Here is a 20,094-nt window from a genome sequence, read left to right as displayed (position 1 = left end):
AGCCAACCTGGGGGTGAGCTGTCTACTGCCCGTATCTGGGCAACTGGTCGAACGGCGTCTTGCCGTCGTCGCGCGGGCCGCTGTCGGCCACGAAGGGCCAGAAATTGAGCAGCGGCTTTTCGGCCGAGGCCCGCTTGGCCCGGGCCTCGTCTGGCGACAGGATCCAGACTTCGCGCACCAGGCCTGCGGCGTCGCGGGTGTAGTTCACCAGCAGGTTCTGGCCGGTGATCGAGGCCGGCATCACCAGCATGCGGTCGGCGCTGCGGATGCGGGCGCCGGGCGACAGCCGTTCGGGCTGGCCATCGAGCTGGATCTCGGGCGCATTCACGACCATGAAGCGGCCGCGCAGGGTGCCCGGGGGAAAATTGCGTCCGCCGTTCGCGGCCTCGTTCTGGGTCGCCGAAGGCTCGACGAGCTGGGCCGAGGCGTGGCCGCCGAAGAGGGCGACGGCGGGCGCGATCAGCAGGGCGGCCAGTGCGATCAGAATGGGCGATGTTCGGGGCGATGTGCAGCGATTCATGGGGTATATCCAGAGGCTGTGGAGCGCGAATTCTAGCGGCCACGGGCGCCAAGAGCAGCCACCGGAAGCCACCGACCGTGCCATTCTGCCTGGCCGCTTTACATTTCTTTACGGCAGATGTGGGCTCTTTCTGCGCGCCGCTGCTCCAATAGTTGCCGCCGCCAGAAAAGTGCGAGCCGCCGGCCCCACGATCCATCAGATGCCACCTGGAACCCCATGAAGAAGAATCTCGTTCTCGCCCTGTCGGGTGTGCTGGTCGTCGCCGCCGCGGCGGGCACCTGGTGGTGGTCGGGCGCCAAGACGCGCAGCGCCGCGGCCACCCAGGCCGCCGCCCCCGGCGCCCCGGCCCTGGTCACCCTGGCGGCCGCGCAGCGGCAGAACGTCCCGGTCACGGTGCAGGTCAACGGCAGCGTGGTGTCCCTCAACAGCGTGGACCTGCGGCCGCAAGTGACGAACACGGTGCGCGAGGTGCACGTGAAGGAAGGCCAGTTCGTCAAGGCCGGCCAGCTGCTGTTCACGCTCGACGACCGCCCCGACCAGGCCAACCTCGCCAAGGCGCGCGCCCAGCAGCAGCGCGACGAGGCCATGCTGGCCGACCTGGAACGCCAGTACAAGCGCAGCCAGGACCTGGTGGCGCAGGCCTTCATCGCCAAGAGCGCCGCCGATGCGACGCTGTCGCAGCTGGAGGCGCAACGCGCCGCCGTGGCGGCCGACCGGGCGGCGGTGCAGTCGGCCCAGGTGGCGCTTGGCTACGCGACGCTGCGCGCGCCGATCGCCGGGCGCATCGGCGCGGTCAACATCTATCCGGGTACGCTGGTGCAGCCCAGCCTGTCGCTGGTCACGATCACCCAGCTCGACCCGATCGCGGTGAGCTTCCCGGTGCCTGAAGGCAAGCTGCAGGATCTGCTGACGGCGGCGCGCGAGCACACGCCGGTCGAGGCGCTGGTGGCCGGGCGCAAGGCACCGCTGTCGGGCACGCTCAGCTTCGTCGACAACACGGTCGACCCATTGATCGGCACGGTGCGTGCCAAGGCGGTGTTCGACAACGCCGACCAGGCGCTCTGGCCCGGCCAGTTCGTCGAGACCCGGGTGACGGTGCGCACGATCGAGAATGCGACCGTGCTGCCGGCCTCGGCGCTCATGATGCTGGCCGACGGCAGCTCGGTCTATGTCGTCGATGCCGAGCGCAAGGCCGCGCGGCGCAAGGTCGAGGCCGTCTACAACTTCGGCACCCAGGTCGTGGTCCGCGGCGTCGAGCCGGGCGAGCAGGTGGTGATCGAGGGCAAGCAGAACGTGCGGCCCGGCGGCAAGGTGCGGGTCGACGCGCCGCCGGCCCCGCAGCAGAAACAGCAGCCCGGCAACGCGGCGCCCGGGCCCTCGCCGGGCAGTGCGGCCTCGGTCGCGCCGTCCAGCGCCAGCGTCGTCGCGGACCGGGAGCGCACATGAACATCTCCGAGCTGTGCATCCGTCGTCCTGCGATGACGGTGCTGCTCTCCGCCGCGGTGGTGGTGGTCGGCATCTTTGCCTATTTCCAGATCCCGGTCGCGGCGCTGCCGAGCTACAACACGCCGATCATCAACGTCTCGGCGCAGCTGCCGGGCGCCAGCCCCGAGACCATGGCCTCGTCGGTCGCGCTGCCGCTCGAGAAGCAGTTCTCCACCATCCCGGGCCTGCAGACCATCAGCTCGGTCAACACCCAGGGCGTGACCTCGGTCACGCTCGAGTTCGTCAGCACGCGCGACATCGACGCCGCCGCGGTCGACGTCCAGGCCGCCTTGCTGCGAGCCCAGCGGCAACTGCCGGCCGAACTGACCCAGCTGCCTTCCTATCGCAAGGTCAACCCGGCCGATGCGCCGGTGCTGTTCATCGCGATGGTGTCGAACTCGATGACGCCGGCCGAGCTCAACGACTATGCCGAGAACCTGATCTCGCCGACGCTGTCGACCATCGACGGCGTGGCGCAGGTGGCGGTCTACGGACAGAAGCGCTTCGCGGTCCGCATCAAGGCCGACGCCGACCTGCTCAACGCGCGCAACATCACGCTCGACGAACTTGCCAATGCGGTGCGCCTGGCCAACGCCAACACGCCGGTCGGCGTGCTCGACGGCCCGCGCCAGACGCTCACGATCCAGGCCAACGCGCAGATGCTCAAGGCCGCCGACTTCGCCAAGCTGATCGTCGGCCAGCGCAACGGCGCGCCGGTGCGCCTCGACGAGGTGGCGACCATCGAGGACAGCTTCGAGTCGGTCAAGACCGCGAGCAGCTTCAACGGCCAGAGTTCGATCTCGCTGGCGGTGCAGCGCCAGCCGAACGCCAACACGGTGCAGGTGGTCGATGCGGTGCGCGCGCTGATGCCGCGCTTCAAGGAGGAGCTGCCGCAATCGGTCGAGATCAACATGGTCAACGATCGTTCGCTGTCGATCCGCGAAGCCGTGCACGACGTCCAGCTGACGCTGCTGGGCACCATCTTGCTGGTGGTGCTGGTGATCTTCCTGTTCCTGCACCGCCTGGTGGCGACGCTGATCCCGGCGCTGACGATCCCGATCTCGCTGGTCGGCGCGGTGGCGCTGCTCTATGCCTTCGGCTACAGCCTGGACAACGTCTCGCTGCTGGGCATCACGCTGGCCGTGGGGCTGGTGGTGGACGACGCCATCGTGGTGCTCGAGAACATCATGCGCTACGTCGAGAAGGGCATGGAGCCTTTCGCCGCCGCGCTGCGAGGCGCCCGCGAGGTCGGCTTCACGATCATCTCGATCTCGATCTCGCTGGTGGCGGTGTTCATCCCGATCTTCTTCATGCCGGGCGTGATCGGGCTGCTGTTCCACGAATTCGCGGTGGTGGTGGGGCTCGCGGTGATGGTCTCGGCGGTGGTCTCGCTGACGCTGGTGCCGATGCTCGCGAGCCGCCTTCTCAAGCACACGCCGCACGGCGGCACGCCCGATCACGAAGAAGCGCATCCCGAGCCGGGCACGGCGATCGGGCGGGCCTTCGAGCGCGGCTATCGCCGGGTGCATGGTGGCTACATGCGCTCGCTCGACTGGACGCTCGCCCATCGTCCGCTGATGCTGATCGTCGCGGCCTCGACCTTCGCGCTCACGGCCTGGATGTTCATCACCATTCCGAAGGGCTTCTTCCCCGAGGAGGACATCGGCCAGATCCAGATCACGACCGAGGCCGCCGAGGACATCTCCTTCCCGGCCATGAAGGCGCTGCAGGACCGCGTGGCCGTGGCGCTGCAGGAGGATCCGAGCGTGGCCTATATCAACTCCTTCATCGGCGTCGGCGGGCCGACCGCGACCCAGAACTCGGGCCGCCTGTTCGCGGTGCTGAAAGCGCGCAGCGAGCGCCCGCCGATGCCGCAGGTGCTGGAGTCGCTGCGCAAGCGCTTCCGCGAGATCCCGGGCATCGCGGTCTACATGCAGCCGGTGCAGAACCTGCGCCTGGGCGGCCGCCAGAGCAAGGCGCGTTTCCAGTACACGCTGCAGAGCGTCAACGCCGGCACGATGGGGGTCTGGGCCGACCGGCTGATGGAGAAGATGCGCGCCGACCCGGTGTTCCGCGACGTCACGAGCGACTCGCAGAACCGCGGCCTGCAGGCCACGCTCGACATCGACCGCGACAAGGCCGGGGTGCTCGGCGTCGCGGTCGGCGACCTGCGCACCGCGCTCTACAACGCCTATGGCGACCGCCAGATCGGCAGCATCTACGGCGACAGCAACACCTACCAGGTGATCCTGTCGGCGGCCGACGACGACCGCCGGTTCGAGGAGGACATGTCGCGGCTGTCGGTGCGCAACAAGGCCGGCCAGCTGGTGCCGCTGTCGGCGTTCTCGACCGTCAAGCGCACCGTGGGACCGACCGCAGTCAACCACCAGGGCCAGCTGCAGGCGGTCACGGTGTCGTTCAACCTGGCGCCCGACGTGCCGCTGGGCAATGCCACCGCGAAGATCGATCAGTTCAAGGCCGAGCTGAAGATGCCCGAATCGATCATCACCAGCTACGGTGGCGACGCGGCCGTGTTCCAGAGCTCGCAGTCGAGCCAGGCGGTGCTGCTGGTGCTGGCGATCCTGGTGATCTACGTGCTGCTCGGGGTGCTCTACGAGAGCTACATCCATCCGCTGACCATCCTGGCCGGATTGCCCTCGGCGGCGGTGGGCGCGCTGCTTTCGCTCAAACTGTTCGGCTTCGACCTGACCTTGATCGCGACGATCGGCATCCTGCTCTTGATCGGCATCGTGAAGAAGAACGCCATCATGATGATCGACTTCGCGCTCGCCGCCCAGCGCAGCGAGGGCATGAAGCCCGAGGACGCCATCCGCGAGGCCTGCCGGCTGCGCTTCCGGCCGATCCTGATGACCACGCTGGCCGCCATGATGGGCGCGCTGCCGCTCGCACTGGGCCTCGGTGCCGGTGCCGAGCTGCGCCAGCCGCTCGGCGTGGCAGTGGTCGGCGGCCTGATCTTCTCGCAGGTGATCACGCTCTACATCACGCCGGCGATCTATCTCGCGCTCGATCGCTACAGCGGCAGCGGACCGCTGCAGGAACTGCCGAGCGAGCAGATCGCGCACGCGGGGGGCGCGTCGACTTGAGCCACCCCTGCCCCCGGGTCAGGGCGGAGTCGTGCGTTCCAGCCTTGCGGTGATGGCGGAGGGCGGCGTGCTGCGGCTGAACGGCTCTTTGCGGCCGAACGGGTCGCTGTCTGCGAGGGGCCGTGCCGGTGCTGCCGGGCGGCTGTCCCCGTCGATCACTCGCTCGACCCAGTCGCACGCCAATGCCATGAAGATCTGTTGGGACGCCTGCGAGGTCAGGCTGTGGTCGATTTCGCGAATGAACCGGTATTCCACCTTGTGGGCGAACGGTTCATTGACGAAAGGCCCGAGCTGGTCGAGGTTCCGATCCTTCACGTGGACGGAGCCGGTATAGAGAAGCATCATGGCCACGTTGCGGTCGGCCAGCTGGTTCATTGCGCGGCAGAAGAACTCGGGCGTTTGGTCCGGCGCGGTAGGTTCGAAAATGTCCTGAGCGCTTGCGACCTGCGGCTTCGACAACAGCTTGCGCTGGAACCAGTGCGACACGCGACCGAGGAAAGCTCCGAGACTGGGATCGGCGAGCGCTCGGCGCGCGCTGCGTTCCAGGCGCGCCCGGCGTCCAGGGAAGCCGGCGCCGTCGAACATCAGGAGCCCGACCACGCGGGGGTCCGCGACCCCGAGGCACAGGCCGTTGTGGGCGCCGGAGCACAGGCCGATCACAACGAAGCGGTGGATGCCGAGCGTGGTGCCGATCAGGTCCATCGCCGCCTGAAGGTCAAGCATCGCCTGCGTTCGAAAGTGCGCCGTAGTGCTGGCTGGGCGGCTGTCGCCGAGTCCGGCGAGATCGATGCGAATGCTGCTGACGCCGCGCGCCGCCATCTGCCGTGCCAGCTTCACGTTGCAGCGCCGCGGGCCGATGCGGTGGATCGCTCCCATGTTGAGCATCAGGCAGGCGACGGGGGCCTTCCGGCCATCGCCGGGCGTCGTGATGATGCCGATCAGCGAGCCGTCCGGCCCGAACTGCACGGGGGTTTCTTTGTATTCTGTGTAATCACTCATTGATTTCTGCCAGCAGGCGTTGCAGCGCCTCGGTCGGAACCATGGCGCTGTCGCTGAAAGGGTCGGACGTCCAGACCAGCGAATGCTGGAACGGCGACAGCCTGACCGGAATCTGGCGCTCGGCTTCCGCGCGCGCCCACCGGTTGGCGAGATCGTCCTGGGCGCTGGCCAGCACCACGGTCTCGTGCGACGCCGTCAATTGGAGAGTCTGTGGGGTGAGCGCGCGCAGCTGGCCCCGGAGTGCGGTCGAGACACCGAAGCCGAGCAACTCGTCGGTGAAGGCGTCGTTGTCCGTCGTCAGGCGACGACGCCACGCACGATCGGGAATCCAGTAGGAGGCCTCGAGTGCCGAGACGTGCCTTTCCCTCAGTGCATCGAGGTAGCGCGTGCCGTCCACGACCGGGTCCCACAGGAGGAGCCGCGACGGATCGCTGCGGCCGCTGCGTGCCGCCAGCACGGCCAGGGTGGCGCCCAGGCGCGATCCGAGCCACACGATGCGCCGCGGGGCGGTCAGCCGATGCAGTTCCTCGTGCGCGGTACAGACATCGCGCCGCCAACCCTCGAGGTCACCATCGGTGTCGTTGCCGGATGAATCGCCGGTGCCGTGGCAATCGAAGCGCAGCACCGCGACGCCAAGTCGCGCGAGCCGGTCGGAGAGGACCCGGAACAAGCGGTGGGTGCGGATCATTTCCTGCCCGAACGGCGCGCAGATCAGGACCGCGATGTCGCTCTCGCGTTCAGGCGGATGAAAGAGACCGAACAGGCGGCGCGAGGGCGGTCCGAAAAGCATCGGGGTCATGCGTAAAACTCGTTGTCTTGGCAGGTGAGGCGTGGTGCGTCGACCTCGACGACCTCGGGCTCGAGTATCCGGGCGATCGCGCACACCACGCCCTCGGCGCCGTCGAATGAGTGCAGCGCGAGCCGCGTCACCGTCCCGTCGAGGTGGATTCGGACTTCGCGCGCATCCTCGTCCAGACCTGCTTCGAAGCTGCGCGTGTCGACGCCGAGCCCTATGCCGGTGGCCTTGAGGCAGGCCTCCTTGCGCGTCCAGCACACCAGGAAGGCTCGTTCGCGCCGCTCCGGCGGGACGGCCGCCAGCGCACGCTGTTCCGCTGCCGTGAAGTAGTTGGCGGCCAGCGCATCCGCATCCGGCATGGGCCGCAGCAACTCGACGTCGACGCCGATCTCGGCACTCTCGCTGGTCGCGATCAACGCCACCGATTGACTGTGACTGAGGTTGAAATGAACATTGGCCGGCTCGGTCAGCGCGGGCTTGCCGAAGGCGCCGAGCGTGAATTCCAGCAAGGCGCCCGGGATGCCGGTCTGCTGGGACAGCGTGCTGCGCAGCGCGGCATGCGCGGCGACGAAGCGATGCCTGTCGCGTGCGAAGACGAAGCGGCGCGCGCGCGCCCATTCGTCGTCCGACAGGCAGGCAACGGCCTGCGGCATCGGGGCACTGTCGAGATCGGCGCACCACAACTGGCAGTGCGATATCGAGGGAAGCTGCACGAGGGACATGGCGCTTCAGCCTTTGCGGCCCCAGCCCGAGAACACGCGCCCCAGAAAGCCAGGGCGCGATTCGCTCGCCGCCGGCGCCGCGGCGGCCATGTCGATGGCGGTGCCCGCGGCGGCGGCGGCCAGTTGCCCGAGCGTCTCGAAGACGTAGCGGCGCGGCTCGACGCGGAAGCCCATCACCGGCTCGGCCTGCTGGATCACGCGCATCGCGAGCAGCGAATCGCCGCCCAGGTCGAAGAAGCTGTCGTTCGCCCTGATCTCGTTGACGTCGATGTTGAGCGCGCTGCCCCAGATCTGGGCGAGACGTGCCTGCTCGGGCAGCAGGAGCTCCTGATCGTGCGCGGCGCGCACGGGCTGGGGCGCCGCGGCCGGCGCGTCGCTGGCGGCCAGGCGCTGCAGGTACTGCGCGCTGGGCGAGCCGGCGAGGGTGGAGATCGCCTCCAGCGTCTGCTCCGGCTCATCGGCCAGGCGCCGCAGCAGTTCGACGTAGCGTTCCTTGAAGGCGGCACCGGTTTCGCTCAGGTAGATGTCGGCGTTGTAGACCACGGCGCCTTCGAGGCCGTCGGGCTTGTCCATCAACCAGATGCCGAGGTCGTCGGTGGCACCGTTCTGCGTCAGGTACAACTGGCGGTCGGCAAGACCGCCCATCGTGAGCGGCCGCTCACGTGCATCCTGGAAGGAGAACAGCGCCTGGTACAGCCCGGCGCCCTGATTCCGCTCGGCGAATTCGGGTTCGCTGGCCAGTCGCTCGAAGGGGATCTGCTGATAGCCCATCACCGCGACGAGTTCGGCCTTCACGTAGCCCATGAACGCGCCGACGGACAGCGACTTGTCGATCTGGAAAGACAGCGGCAGCAAGTTGTTGAAGTAGCCCATCACCGACTGCAGCTCCGGTGCTTCGCGCCCGCGCACAGGCGTCGCGATCACGATCGACCGGCTCTGGACGATGCTGCTCATCATGAGGGCGAACACGCCGAGCGTGAGCATGCTGAGCGTCACGTCGTGGCGGCGGCCCAGTTCGCGCAGCCGCTCGGTCAGGTCCCGGTCGAGACGGATCCCGTGCGAGCTGCCCTGGCCGCTCATGCCCGCGCGGCGCGGCATGTCGGTGCGCGCGGCCTTCGGCATCGGGGCGCGCGCGAAGCGGTCCTTCCAGAACTGCAGCTGCGCCTCGGACTCGGGTGTTTCCAGCCATCCCGAAAACCACTCGGCATAGTCGCCATGGGTCACTTCGAGCGCCGGCAGTCCGTCGGGCTGGCCCCGGACCAGTGCGCCGTAGATCGTCGACAGCTCGCTTTGCAGGATGTCGAAGGACCAGCCGTCCCAGACCAGGTGGTGGGGCACGAACACGAAGACATGGTCGTCGTCCGCCATCCGGAAGAGCGCCGCGTGGAACATCGGCGCGCGATGGATGTCGATGGGGCGATCGGCCAGCTCGCGCATCTGCGCCGACAGCGCCGCCTCGCGGTCGTCGGCGGCGAGACGGCCCAGATCGACGACGGGCAGCTCGTAGTCGATGCTCGGCGCGATCAGCGCAGCCGGCACGCCGGTGGCGGGATCCTGGCCGATCGAGGTGCGCAGCGACGGTTGTCGCGCGATGATGGCGCGCAGGGTGGCCTGGAACTTCGCGACGTCCAGCGGGCCGCCGAAGCGGTGCGCCGAAGGCGCGTTGTAGGTCGAGCGGCCCGGATGCAGCTCCTCGAGGAAGCGGACGCGATCCTGCATCGGGATCAAGGGCGCGCTGCGCCGTTGCGCGTTGTGCGGGATCGGTTCGGCGCGCGGTGCACCGTCGATGCGCAGTGCCTCGATGAACGCTGCCAGTTGTTCGGCGGTGGGTGCCTCGAACAGCGCGCGCATCGGCACCTTGATGTCGAACTCGCCGCTGAGCAGCGTCGCCAGGCGCGCGGCCAACAGCGAATGACCGCCGAGCGCAAAAAAGTCGTCGCGGATGCCGAGGCCGGGCAGGTTGAGCACGCGCTCCATCGTCGCCAGCACCACCTGCTCGCGCTCGTTGCGCGGTGCCAGCCGTTCGCCGGATCCCGTGCGTGTCTCGACCGGTCGGGGCAGCGCCTTGCGATCCACCTTGCCGTTGGGCAGCAGCGGCAGCGCGGGCAGCGCCACGATGTGCTGCGGCAGCATGTACTGCGGCAGCCGCGAGCGCAGCCTCTCGCGCAGCGCGTCCTGATCGCAAACCGCCCCGGACTCCATCGCGAGATAGGCGACCAGCCGGACATCGCCGGGGGTGTCCTCGCGCGCCAGCACCACGCTGCGCGATACGCCGGGCGCCTCCTCGCAGCGCGCCTCGATCTCGCCGAGTTCGATCCGGTAGCCGCGCACCTTGACCTGGAAGTCGAAGCGGCCCATGTGTTCCAGCAGGCCGTCGTTGCGCCAGCGGCCACGGTCGCCGCTGCGGTAGATCAGCGTGTCGACACCGTCGATAGGCGTGGTGACGAAGCGCTCAGACGTCAGTTCGGGCCGGTCGAGGTAGCCCGAGGTCACGCCCATTCCGCTGATGCAGATCTCGCCCGGCACGCCGACGGGGCAGGGCTGCAGGTTGTTGTCCAGGATCCAGACGCCGGTGTTGGCCATCGGGCGGCCGATCGAGACGCCGTTCGCCGCGATGCGCGCCCGGTCCATGCGCCAGACGGTCGACCACACCGTGGTCTCGGTCGGGCCATAGAGGTTCCAGAGTTCGTCGCAGCGCCCGAGCAGGTCGAGCGACAGGTCTGCAGGCACCGGCTCGGCGCCGATCCAGGCGCGGAAACCGGGCGGCCCCGACCACTTCGCATCGAGCAGCAACCGCCACATACCGGGCGTCGCCTGCAGGATGGTGATGGATTCCGACGCCAGCAGCTCGGACAGCCGGAAGCCGTCCATCGCGGCGTCTCGCTGCACGATCACGATCTCGGCGCCCGCCGCGAGCGGCAGCATGACCTCGGGGATCGCCATGTCGAAAGACAGGGTGGTGACGGCGGCCAGGCGATCGCCGGCCGTGATGCCGGGCTCGCGCTGCATGGTCTGCATCAGGTTGGCGACCGCGCGGTGCGGCACGCACACGCCCTTGGGCTGGCCGGTGGAGCCGGAGGTGTAGATCACATAGGCCGTGTCTTCGGCCTGGGGATCCTGCGGGCCGGCCTCGAGCGGCGTCGCCGGCTGGTCGAGCCAGCCGCTCTCGCGGTCGAGCAGAAGCACCCGCTGTTCCGCGTCGGCGCACCAGCTTCGGGGCGCGACGGCGATCGATGAACCCGTCAGCAGCAGGCCCAGCCGCGCATCCTCGGCGTAGTAGTCGAGGCGGGAGGGGGGAAACGCGGGGTCCAGCGGCACATAGGCGGCGCCGCTTTTCAGAATGGCGAGCAGGGCCACGAACATGTCCGTGCCGCGCTCCAGACACAGTCCCACGCGCTGGCCGCGACCGATGCCGCGGGCACGCAGCGCGTGCGCCAGGCGATTCGAGCGTTGGTCAAGTTCGCCGTAGTTCATGCGCAGCGTGCCGTCGCGCAGCGCCGGCCGGTCGGGCTGCAGGGCGGCATGCGCCGCGAAGCCCGCATGCATCAGCGGGGCGCCTTCCAGAGGCGTCGGGATCGGCTGCAGGGCCAGCACCGCACGCGCCTCGTCGGCCGACAGCAGCTCGAGCCGGCCGACCGGTTGTCTCGGATCACGCACCACGGCGCGCAGCAGGCATTCGTACATGTCCAGCCAGCGGCGCACGGTGGCATCGTCGTACAGGTCGGTGTTGTACTGGGCCTCCATCTGCATGCCGCCGGCCACCGGCGTCACGTTGAGGAACAGCTCGAAGTTCTCGTAGCGACGTCCGATGGTGCTCTGGGCGAGCCGCAGATCGGGGAAGTTGCCGTCGTCGGGCGTGGCGTCGCGATCGACGTTGAACAGCACGTTCACCAGCGGCAGCCGGCTGGGGTCGCGCGGCACCGGCAGCTTCTTGAGCAGCGAGCCGTAGGTCAGGGTCTGGTGCTCGAAGGCGTCGAGCAGGGCGCTGGCCGACTGGCGTGCCAGGGTCACGAAGGGCGTTTGGCCGTCGACGGCCACGCGGATGGGCAGCAGGTTCACGCAATGCCCGACCAGCGAGGGCATCTCGCTCGGCATCTGGCCCGCCGCCGCGATGCCGACCACCAGGTCGTCCTGCGCGGTCAGGCGGTGCAGGGTCGCGGCGAAGGCGCTGAACATCGTGGCGAACAGGCTGATCCCCGCGGCGGCGCCGGTCTTGCGCAGGGCGTCGATCAGGTCCTGGCCCAGCACGCGGTCGATGCGCCGCGCATTGAAGGTGCGCACGGCCGGCCGTGGGTGATCGAGCGGGAGTTCCAGCGCCGGCAGGCTGCTGCCCGTGAATCGCGACAGCCAGTAGTCGATGTGGCCCTGCATGTCGGGGCCGGCCGACTCCGCGGCTTCCCAGGCCGCGTAGTCGGAGTACCGGGCGGGCGGCTCGAGTCCCGGGCCGGCGCCGATCTGCTCGGCGTACAGACGTCCCAGATCCTGGCTGATGACGCCCCAGGACCAGCCGTCGCAGATCGCGTGGTGCGCGGTCATCAGCAATACGTGGTCGCTGGCCGACAACCGGTAGAGCGCGGCCCTGAACAGCGGGCCCGTCTCGAGCTGGAACGGTTCGAGCACCGCGGCCAGGGCGCCATCGTCGAGGCTGAGGTGCCGGGCCGCCGGGTCCAGCGCGCTCAGGTCGTGCTCGGCGAGCTGGAGCGGCATGGCCTCGCCGATCAGCAGCTGCGTGCCGTCGGGCGAAATGGTGGAGCGCAAGGATTCGTGCCGCGCGACCAGGCGGTCGAGCGCCTCGACCAACGCGCGCGTGTCGAGCGGCCCCTTGAGCTGAAGCCGCAGCGACTCGTTGTAGGCCAGCGATGCTTGCGGGCTCAACTGGTCGCCGAGCCAGACTTCGCGCTGGGCCTCCGTGGTCGGGATGACCTGCTCGATCAGGCCCGCCGCGAACGGATCGAACTCGTCGGCGGCATCCGCACCGGCGGCGGAGGGGGAAAGGACGGCTTCGCTCATGCTTGGAACCTGGTGTATTTGCCTTGGGCGGCCGGGTCCGGCACGAACCAGGCGGGTTGTCCGTCCCGGTCGCGGCCCAGCCGGGCGTTCGGTACGGGCGGCTGTGACGGGTCGAAGTCCGGCTTGGCCACGGCGCGCCGCGGCAGCAGTTCGGCTTCCTGCATTTCGGCCACCGATTCCTTGAAGGCGGACTTGATGGTCGCGATGTCCTGCTGCGTGTGCGCGGTGGTCATGAAGCAGGGGAAGTTGTCCAGGATGTGGACGCCGCGGCTGCGCATCATGGCAAACAGCAGATCCTGCAGCGGATGGTCCTCCTGCCAGCTCACGCGCCACAGCGACGAGAAGTAGCGGATCTCGATCGGTGCGCCCACCTCGCGGCAGAAGGAGCTGAGCTCGTCGGCCATGGCCGCCGTGTGCAGGTTGAGCTGGGTCTGCAGCTTGTTGTTGTCCTGCTTCAGGTGTTCGAGCGCCGCCTTGGCCGCAGCCAGCGCGAGCGGATGCCGCACGAAGGTGCCGGCGAAGTAGGTGACGCCCACCGTCGGCACGGAGTCGTCGCCGTACTGCCAGGCGCCGCCGTCGAGCGCGTCCATGTAGGCGCGCTTGCCGGCAATCACGCCGACCGGAAAGCCGCCGCCGAGCACCTTGCCGTAAGTGGCCAGGTCGGCGCGGATGCCGAACACCGCCTGGGCGCCGCCCAGGTGCGAGCGGAAGCCGGTGATGACCTCGTCGAAGATCAGGCAGGTCTCGGACTTCTCGGTGATGGCGCGCACCTCGCGCAGGAATTCGCGCGGCTGGAAGTCGGGCCGGCGGCTCTGCACCGGCTCGGCCAGCACGGCGGCCAGGTCGTCGGCGTTGGCGCGGATGAACTCCAGCGCCTCGGGCGTGCCGTAGTCGAGCACCCGGATGTCGCCGAACATGCCCTGCAGCACGCCCGGTGCCGCCGACATGCCCTTGTGGTTGCGGCCGGCGCGCACCAGCACCTCGTCGAAGGTGCCGTGGTAGGAGCCCGAGAACACCACCACGGTGCTTCGGCCGGTGACGGTGCGGGCGATGCGGATGGCCGCCATCACCGCTTCCGAGCCGGTGTTGCAGAGGGCGGCGCGGTCGAAGCCGGTGAGCTCGCACAGCAGCCGGGTGACGTCGGCGGCCAGCGGATGCTGCGGGCCGATCTCGTAGCCCAGGTCGAGCTGCCTCTTCACCGCGTCGTTGATGAAGTCCGGCGTCCAGCCGAAGAGGTTCATGCCGAAGCCGTTGAGGGTATCGACGTACTCGTTGCCGTCGATGTCCCACATGCGCGAGCCCTTGGAGCGCTCGATCACGATCTGGTAGGTGATCTCCTTCGTCGCCGGACGGAAGCCGTTGACCACCCGCGGGTCGGCCATGTGGGGCCGGTTCTGCTCGGTGAAGGCCTTGCTCTTGCGGGTGCGTTCCACGTAGCGGCGCATGAAGGCGGCCAGACGCGCCTTCTGGCGCTCGGTCGGTTCCTTGCTCTGCGTGTGGATGCGCGCGATCGCGCCGAAGGCCTTCTTGACGTCGTACTTGGGCGTGACGACGGCCTCCTCGGGCTCGGGATTGGACGCCGTGGCCGCGGCGGTGGCCATGGGCGTGGGTTGCTCCACCGCCGGCACCGGCAGCACGGGGCTGACCGGAACCATTGGCGCCGCCGACAGCAATGCGAGTTGCTGTTGCATCAATTGCATCTGCTGCGCGATCACCTGCTGCACGAGGCTGCCACCCGCCGCGGGCTGCATCGCCGGCAATGCCATGGCGGCAACCGCTGGCTGTTGCTGCGCCAGTGCGGGCTGCATGGCTGCGACCGGCGCCGCGGTGATCACGGGCGCTGCGACCGGGTCGGGCGGCAGCGTGGCATCGAGGAATTCGGCCAGCGCGTCGAAGCTGCGATAGCTCTCCATCAGCTGCCGGAAGCTCAGGTTGACCTTGAAGGTCTTCTTGACCTGCATCGCCGCCTGCGTGAGCGTGAGCGAATCCAGGCCGATCTCGACGAAGGGCGCGGCGCCCTCGACATCCGCCATCTCGATGCCCGAGAGGTTCTCGAAAAGGTCGCGCAGTTGCATGACGAGCGCAGCGCGGCGTGCGGGAGGTGCGGAAGTGGCGGCGGCTGTCATGGTCAACTCCGGAATCGAGGGGGGCGGTGGCACGGAAGGGGAAGCAAGCGACACGAGCGCCGGTGCCGTGGGCGCGGCGGCAATGTCGACCCAGAAGCGCTTGCGCTCGAAGGGATAGGTGGGCAGGCGCACGCGCTGCCTGCGGCCGCGTGTGTCGAGGGCGCCGAGGTCGATCTCGACGCCTTGCGTCCAGAGCCGTCCGGCGCCGAGGCGCCAGGCGGCGCTTTCGCCGGCCGGCTGGTCGGCCAGCAGCGCGGCGGCTGCAGCGGGCTGCACCTTGGTCGCATGCTGGCGCACCAGCGTCGCGAGCGTGTTGCGCGGGCCGATCTCGATGAACAGCGGGTGCGCGAGTTGTGCCTGCGCTTCGCGCACGGCGGGCGAGAAGCGAACTGTCTCGCGCAGGTGGCGTGCCCAGTAGCGTGGGTCGGTGGCTTCCTCGGCACTCAGCAGGCGGCCGGTGAGCGTGGAGTAGATCGGCAGGCCCGGGGCGGCGAGCGGGGTTTCGCGCACCAGCGCCTCGAAGGGCGCAACCGCCGCATCCATCATCGCGGAGTGGAAGGCGTGCGAGGTCTGCAGCGTCTTGGCGACGATGCCCTTGGCTTCGAGCGCGGCGCGCAGTGCTTCGATCGCATCGCTCGGGCCGGCTGCGACGCAGACGGCGGGGCCGTTGTCCGCCGCCAGCGAGATGTTGTCAGGCAGCAGCGGCAGCAGCTCGGCGGCGGCCATGCGCACCGAGAGCATGGTGCCCGCGGGCAGCGCCTGCATCAGCGCGCCGCGCCGGGCGACCAGCCGTGCCGCGTCGTCCAGCCGCATCACGCCGGCCAGCACCGCGGCAGCGAACTCGCCGACGCTGTGCCCGATCATCGCGGCAGGCTTGACGCCGAGCGCCATCAGCTGGCGGGCAAGCGCATATTCGAGCGCGAAAGTGGCGGGCTGCGTGACGGAGGTCGGGGCCAGCGCGGCGGCATCGTCCGTGAACATGCGCTCGCGCAGGTCGAAATCGAGCAGGCCGTCGAAGCACCGGATGCAGTCGTCGAAGGCGGCGCGGAAGACCGGGTCCTCGGCATGCAGCGTGCGGCCCATGCCGGCGTACTGCGCGCCCTGGCCCGGGAACATGAAGACCGGCTGCGGCAGCCAGGCGTTGAGCGATGCGGCGGCGCGCATGGGCGAGTCGGCGCTGCGCAAGGCGGCGATCGCCTCCTCGACCGATTCCGCGGCCACGACGGCGCGCTGTGCGAACTGTTTGCGTCCGACGCGCAGCGTGTAGGCGACGTCGGCCAGCGACAGCGCGCGGTGCGCATCGAGGTGGTCGGCCAGGCGCGCGGCCGCGGCGGCGAGCGCCGCCGGCGAGCGCGCCGACAGCGTGAGCAACTGCGCGCCGGTGGCGGGATCGGAAGGTGCGCGCAGCGGCGCTTCCTCGATCACCACGTGGGCGTTCGTGCCGCCGACACCGAAGGCGCTGACGCCGGCCCGGCGCGGCGCGTCTTCACGTCGCCACGGGCGCAATTGACTGTTGACGCGGAAAGGCGTGGCGTCGAAATCGATGGCCGGGTTCGGCGCCTCGTAGTGCAGGCTGGCTGGAATGGCTTCGAAGTGCATCGCGAGCGCGGCCTTGATCATGCCCGCCGCACCCGCGGCGGTCACCATGTGGCCGACGTTGCTCTTCACCGATCCGATGGTGCAGAAGCCGGTGTCGCTGGTGTGCGCTGCATAGGCGCGCGTGAGTCCCTCGACCTCGATCGGGTCGCCCATCGGCGTCGCCGTGCCGTGCGTCTCGACATAGGAGATGCTGCGCGGGTCGACGCCGGCCGAGACCAGCGCGGCCTCGATCACCGCGGCCTGGCCGTCCACGCTCGGCGCCGTGAAGCTGGCCTTGGCGCCGCCGTCGTTGTTGACGGCCGCGCCGCGCAGCACGGCATAGATCGTGTCGCCATCGGCGATCGCGTCGGAGAGCCGCTTGAGCAGGACGACCGCCGCGCCGTCGCTGAAGACCGTGCCCTTGGCGCCGGCGTCGAAGCTGCGCGTGTGGCCGTCGGGCGACAGCATCGAGCCTTCGTTGTAGAGATAGCCGCTGCGTGGCGGGCAGGTGACCGAGGCGCCGCCGGCGAGTGCCATGCGGCACTGGCCGGTACGCAGCGCGAAGAAGGCCTGGGCGATCGCCACCAGCGAGGTCGAGCAGGCGGTGTGCACGCTGACCGCGGGGCCGGTCAGGTTCAGCCTGTTGGCCACGCGCGTCGTGATGTAGTCCTTCTCGTTGGCCAGCATCACCTGGAAGTCGCCCACCATCTCGATCAGGTCGGGCCGCGTCGCGACATGCCGCTGGAAGTAGCTCGCGTTGTACATGCCGCCGAAGACGCCGACCGGGCCGGGCGCCTGGTCGGGCACGTAGCCGGCGCGCTCGAGGCACTCCCAGCAGATCTCGAGGAACACGCGCTGCTGCGGGTCCATCAGTTCGGCTTCCTTCGGGTTGATGCCGAAGAAGGCGGCATCGAACTGGTCGATGTCGTCGATGACGCCGCGTGCGCGCACGTAGAGTGGGTCGGCGCGCAAGGCGGCGCTGACGCCGGCGTCCAGCGTCGCGTCGTCGAAGAAGCTGATCGACTCGCGACCGGCCATCAGGTTGTCCCAGAACTGCTCGACGTCGGCGGCGCCCGGGAAGCGGCCGGCCATGGCGACCAGCGCCACGGGCTCGGCGTCGACATGGGTCGCCGGTCCGGCGGCTGCGGTGCGCTGCGGCGCTGCAGCAGGCGCGTCGTCCTGCAGGCTGGCGGCCAGCGCCGCGGGCGTCGGTTGGCGGAAGAAGAGGTTGGCCGACAGGCGGCGCTCGCTGCCTTGCTGCAGCTCGCGCAGCACCTTGAGCACCAGCAGCGAATCGCCGCCGAGGTCGAAGAAGTTGTCGCTGCGGCCCACCGCGTCGATATGGAGGGCGCGCGCGAAGGCTGCGCAGACGCGGTGTTCCGCGTCGTTGCGCGGCTCCTCGAAGGTCTGCGCCAGCTCGGGCCGCTGCCGTGCGGGCTCCGGCAGCGCGCGGCGGTCGAGCTTGCCGTTGGTCGTCACCGGCAGTTGGGCCAGCCAGACCTGCGCGGCCGGCACCATGGCCTCGGGCAGGCGCTCGGCCAGGTGCGTGCGAAGCGCCGTCCACGCGATCTCCGGACCGCGAGCCACGAGGTAGGCGACCAGGCGCAGATGGCCCGCCTCGTCCTCGCGCGGCACGACCGCGCAGGACTTGATGCCGGGATGCGCGAGCAGCGCCGCCTCGACCTCGCCGGTCTCGATGCGGTGGCCGCGGATCTTCACCTGGCCGTCGATGCGGCCGAGGTACTCGATGCTGCCGTCGGCCAGCCAGCGCGCCCGGTCGCCGGTGCGGTAGAGGCGCTCTCCGGGGGCGCCAAAGGGGTCGTCGACGAAGCGTTCGGCGCTCAGGTCGGGGCGCTGCAGGTAGCCGCGCGCCAGCCCGCGGCCGCCGATGCACAGCTCGCCGACCAGGCCGGCGGGCAGCATCGCCATCGAGGGGCTCAGAATGCGCAGCGCGGTGTCGTTGATCGGGCGGCCGATGGGCACCGATCGGGCGTCGGCCGGCAGGTCGTGCGGGATGCGGTGGGTCGCCGCGAAGGTCGTGCACTCGGTCGGGCCGTAGCCGTTGATCAGCGTGAGCGAAGGCATCGCAGCGAGCGCGCGCCGCACGTGCGGCACCGACAGCGCCTCGCCCCCGATCAGCAACTGGCGCAGGCCGGCGAGTTGCGCCGGCTCGTCGTCGACCACGGCGTTGAAGAGGGCGGCCGTGAGCCAGGCGGTCTGCACCGCGTGCTGCGCGATCGTGCACGCGAGGCCGGCGCCGGTGGGCACCTGCTCGTCGTGCACCACGCAGACGCCGCCGTTGAGCAGCGGACCCCAGATCTCCAGCGTCGAGGCGTCGAAGCCCAGCGGCGCCGCATGCAGCATCGCTTCGCCGGCCGCCAGCGCCACGTAGCGGGCATCGACCACCAGGCGCAGGATGGCGCGATGGCAGATCTCGATGCCCTTGGGCGTGCCGGTCGAGCCCGAGGTGTACATCACGTAGGCCACGGATTCGCCGTCGGCCGCGACGCTCTCGAACGGGGGCAGCGAAGCCTCGCCGGCCATTTCCTCGTCGATGCACAGCAGCGGCCGGTCGCTCGGCACCAGCGCCTTGTAGGCGGCCTGGGTCAGCACCAGGCGGACGTCGGAATGCGAGAACATGAACGCGATGCGCTCGGCCGGGAAGTCGGGCTGCACCGGCACATAGGCGGCGCCGGCCTTCAGGATGCCGAGCAGCGCGATCACCGCGGCGCKCGACCGGTCGAGCATCACGCCGACGGTGTCGCCGGCGCGGACCCCCTGCGCCTGCAGGCGGCGGGCGACGAGCTCGGCGCGATCCGCCAGCTCGCTGTAGCGCAATGCGCCCTCCTCGCCAATGAGCGCGACCGCGTCGCCGTGCGCGGCGGCCTGGCGATCGAACATCGCATGCACGGTCAGCATGGCGTCATAGGGGGATGGCGGCGAGTTCCAGGTGTCGAGCTGGCGCTGGCGATCGACCGCGGGCAGGGTGCGGATCTCGTGCAGGCTCGCCGACGGCCGGTCGAGCAGGTCGGTGGCGGTGTCGGCGATGGCCAGCAGAAGGCCCAACTCGCAAGCGCGGTCCATCAAGGACGAGGCGCCGGTCAGGCGCAGCGTGCCGGGCCGGTCGGCAAAGGCCTGGAAGTCCACCTGCAGCAAGGCCGCGTCGCCGGCGTCGACGCCCTCGCGGCGCACGCGGTCAACTGCGGACAGCCATTGCCGTGCGGCGACGTTGTCGCCGACGCCCAGGGAAGTGCCCAGCCAGCGGGATTGAAGCAGCGTCCATGATGCGGCGAAGAGCGTGTCCGGCAGGAAGCTGAACGTGCGGGCCTGCTCTGCCCAGCGCATGGCGAGGGCTGCGGGGATGTCGAGGCTGGCCGCCTGGGCAGGCTGGCCCTGCGTGCCGGGGCAAGGGACGAACAGGTCGCCCAGCGACAGCGTCGCCTCGGCCGAGAGCTGGGAACCGGGTTGAAGTCCTTGCGCCATGAACTGGTGCCTCCGCTGTGAAAAATCCGATGCCTTCAAGAATTCGTTTTTGTGTCAGCGCCCACAAGTTCGCAATACATGTATCCGACCCAATCGGTAGTCACAAAGTAATCACATTGATATCAAGGCCGATGTTGCCCTCTGGACGCTTGCCGCACCACCCGACGAAAGCCATGTGGACCAGCCTATGCCGTTTGGAAATCCTGCAACACTCGATGCATTTGGTTGCCACTCGTGCACTGACGAAGCGCCCTTGCAGTGACGATTTTGC

The 20,094-nt window shown here is 69.4% G+C and carries 8 protein-coding genes; 2 read left to right on the top strand and 6 right to left on the bottom strand.

Features of this window, described 5'->3' with window-relative positions; all coding sequences use genetic code 11:
* Positions 1–22: 22 nt before the first annotated feature.
* Positions 23–520: a hypothetical protein gene (locus AC1D2O_RS10595; protein WP_478090121.1), complete on the bottom strand. Its 498-nt coding sequence runs from the start codon at positions 518–520 to the stop codon at positions 23–25.
* A 216-nt stretch (positions 521–736) separates the two neighbouring features.
* On the opposite strand from AC1D2O_RS10595, the gene AC1D2O_RS10590 reads away from it, so the two are divergent.
* Together AC1D2O_RS10590 and AC1D2O_RS10585 are read left to right on the top strand one after the other, a co-directional pair.
* Positions 737–1,966: an efflux RND transporter periplasmic adaptor subunit gene (locus AC1D2O_RS10590; RefSeq protein ID WP_478090122.1), complete on the top strand. Its 1,230-nt coding sequence runs from the start codon at positions 737–739 to the stop codon at positions 1,964–1,966.
* The gene (locus AC1D2O_RS10585; RefSeq protein WP_478156923.1) at positions 1,963–5,109 is read left to right on the top strand and encodes an efflux RND transporter permease subunit; all 3,147 of its coding nucleotides are present in this window, start codon (positions 1,963–1,965) and stop codon (positions 5,107–5,109) included. The genes AC1D2O_RS10590 and AC1D2O_RS10585 overlap by 4 nt, the downstream gene beginning before the upstream one ends.
* 18 nt (positions 5,110–5,127) lie before the next feature.
* On the opposite strand, the gene AC1D2O_RS10580 is transcribed toward AC1D2O_RS10585, so the two are convergent.
* Genes AC1D2O_RS10580 through AC1D2O_RS10560 form a run of 5 tightly spaced genes read right to left on the bottom strand, consistent with a single transcriptional unit; the run spans position 5,128 to position 19,823 of the window.
* Positions 5,128–6,075 carry an alpha/beta fold hydrolase gene (locus AC1D2O_RS10580; RefSeq protein ID WP_478089842.1) on the bottom strand — a complete coding sequence of 316 codons (948 nt, stop codon included), beginning with the start codon at positions 6,073–6,075 and terminating at the stop codon, positions 5,128–5,130.
* A gap of 25 nt (positions 6,076–6,100) precedes the next feature.
* Entirely contained in the window at positions 6,101–6,907 is an 807-nt protein-coding gene (locus AC1D2O_RS10575) for an alpha/beta fold hydrolase (protein WP_478089841.1), read from the bottom strand.
* Positions 6,904–7,626, bottom strand: a complete 723-nt coding sequence (locus AC1D2O_RS10570; RefSeq protein WP_478089840.1) for a 4'-phosphopantetheinyl transferase family protein — start codon at positions 7,624–7,626, stop codon at positions 6,904–6,906. The genes AC1D2O_RS10575 and AC1D2O_RS10570 overlap by 4 nt, the downstream gene beginning before the upstream one ends.
* Positions 7,627–7,632: 6 nt before the next feature.
* Complete coding sequence (locus tag AC1D2O_RS10565; protein WP_478156921.1) at positions 7,633–12,636, bottom strand: amino acid adenylation domain-containing protein; 5,004 nt, start codon at positions 12,634–12,636, stop codon at positions 7,633–7,635.
* On the bottom strand, positions 12,633–19,823 hold the full coding sequence (locus tag AC1D2O_RS10560) for an amino acid adenylation domain-containing protein (protein ID WP_478156919.1): 7,191 nt from the start codon (positions 19,821–19,823) through the stop codon (positions 12,633–12,635). Before AC1D2O_RS10560 ends, AC1D2O_RS10565 begins: the two co-directional genes overlap by 4 nt.
* Positions 19,824–20,094 lie beyond the last annotated feature (271 nt).

This window comes from Variovorax sp. P1_G12 (genome assembly GCF_056405555.1).
Note: the sequence above shows the minus strand (reverse complement) of the source record. Positions and strands in the feature narration are given on the sequence as shown.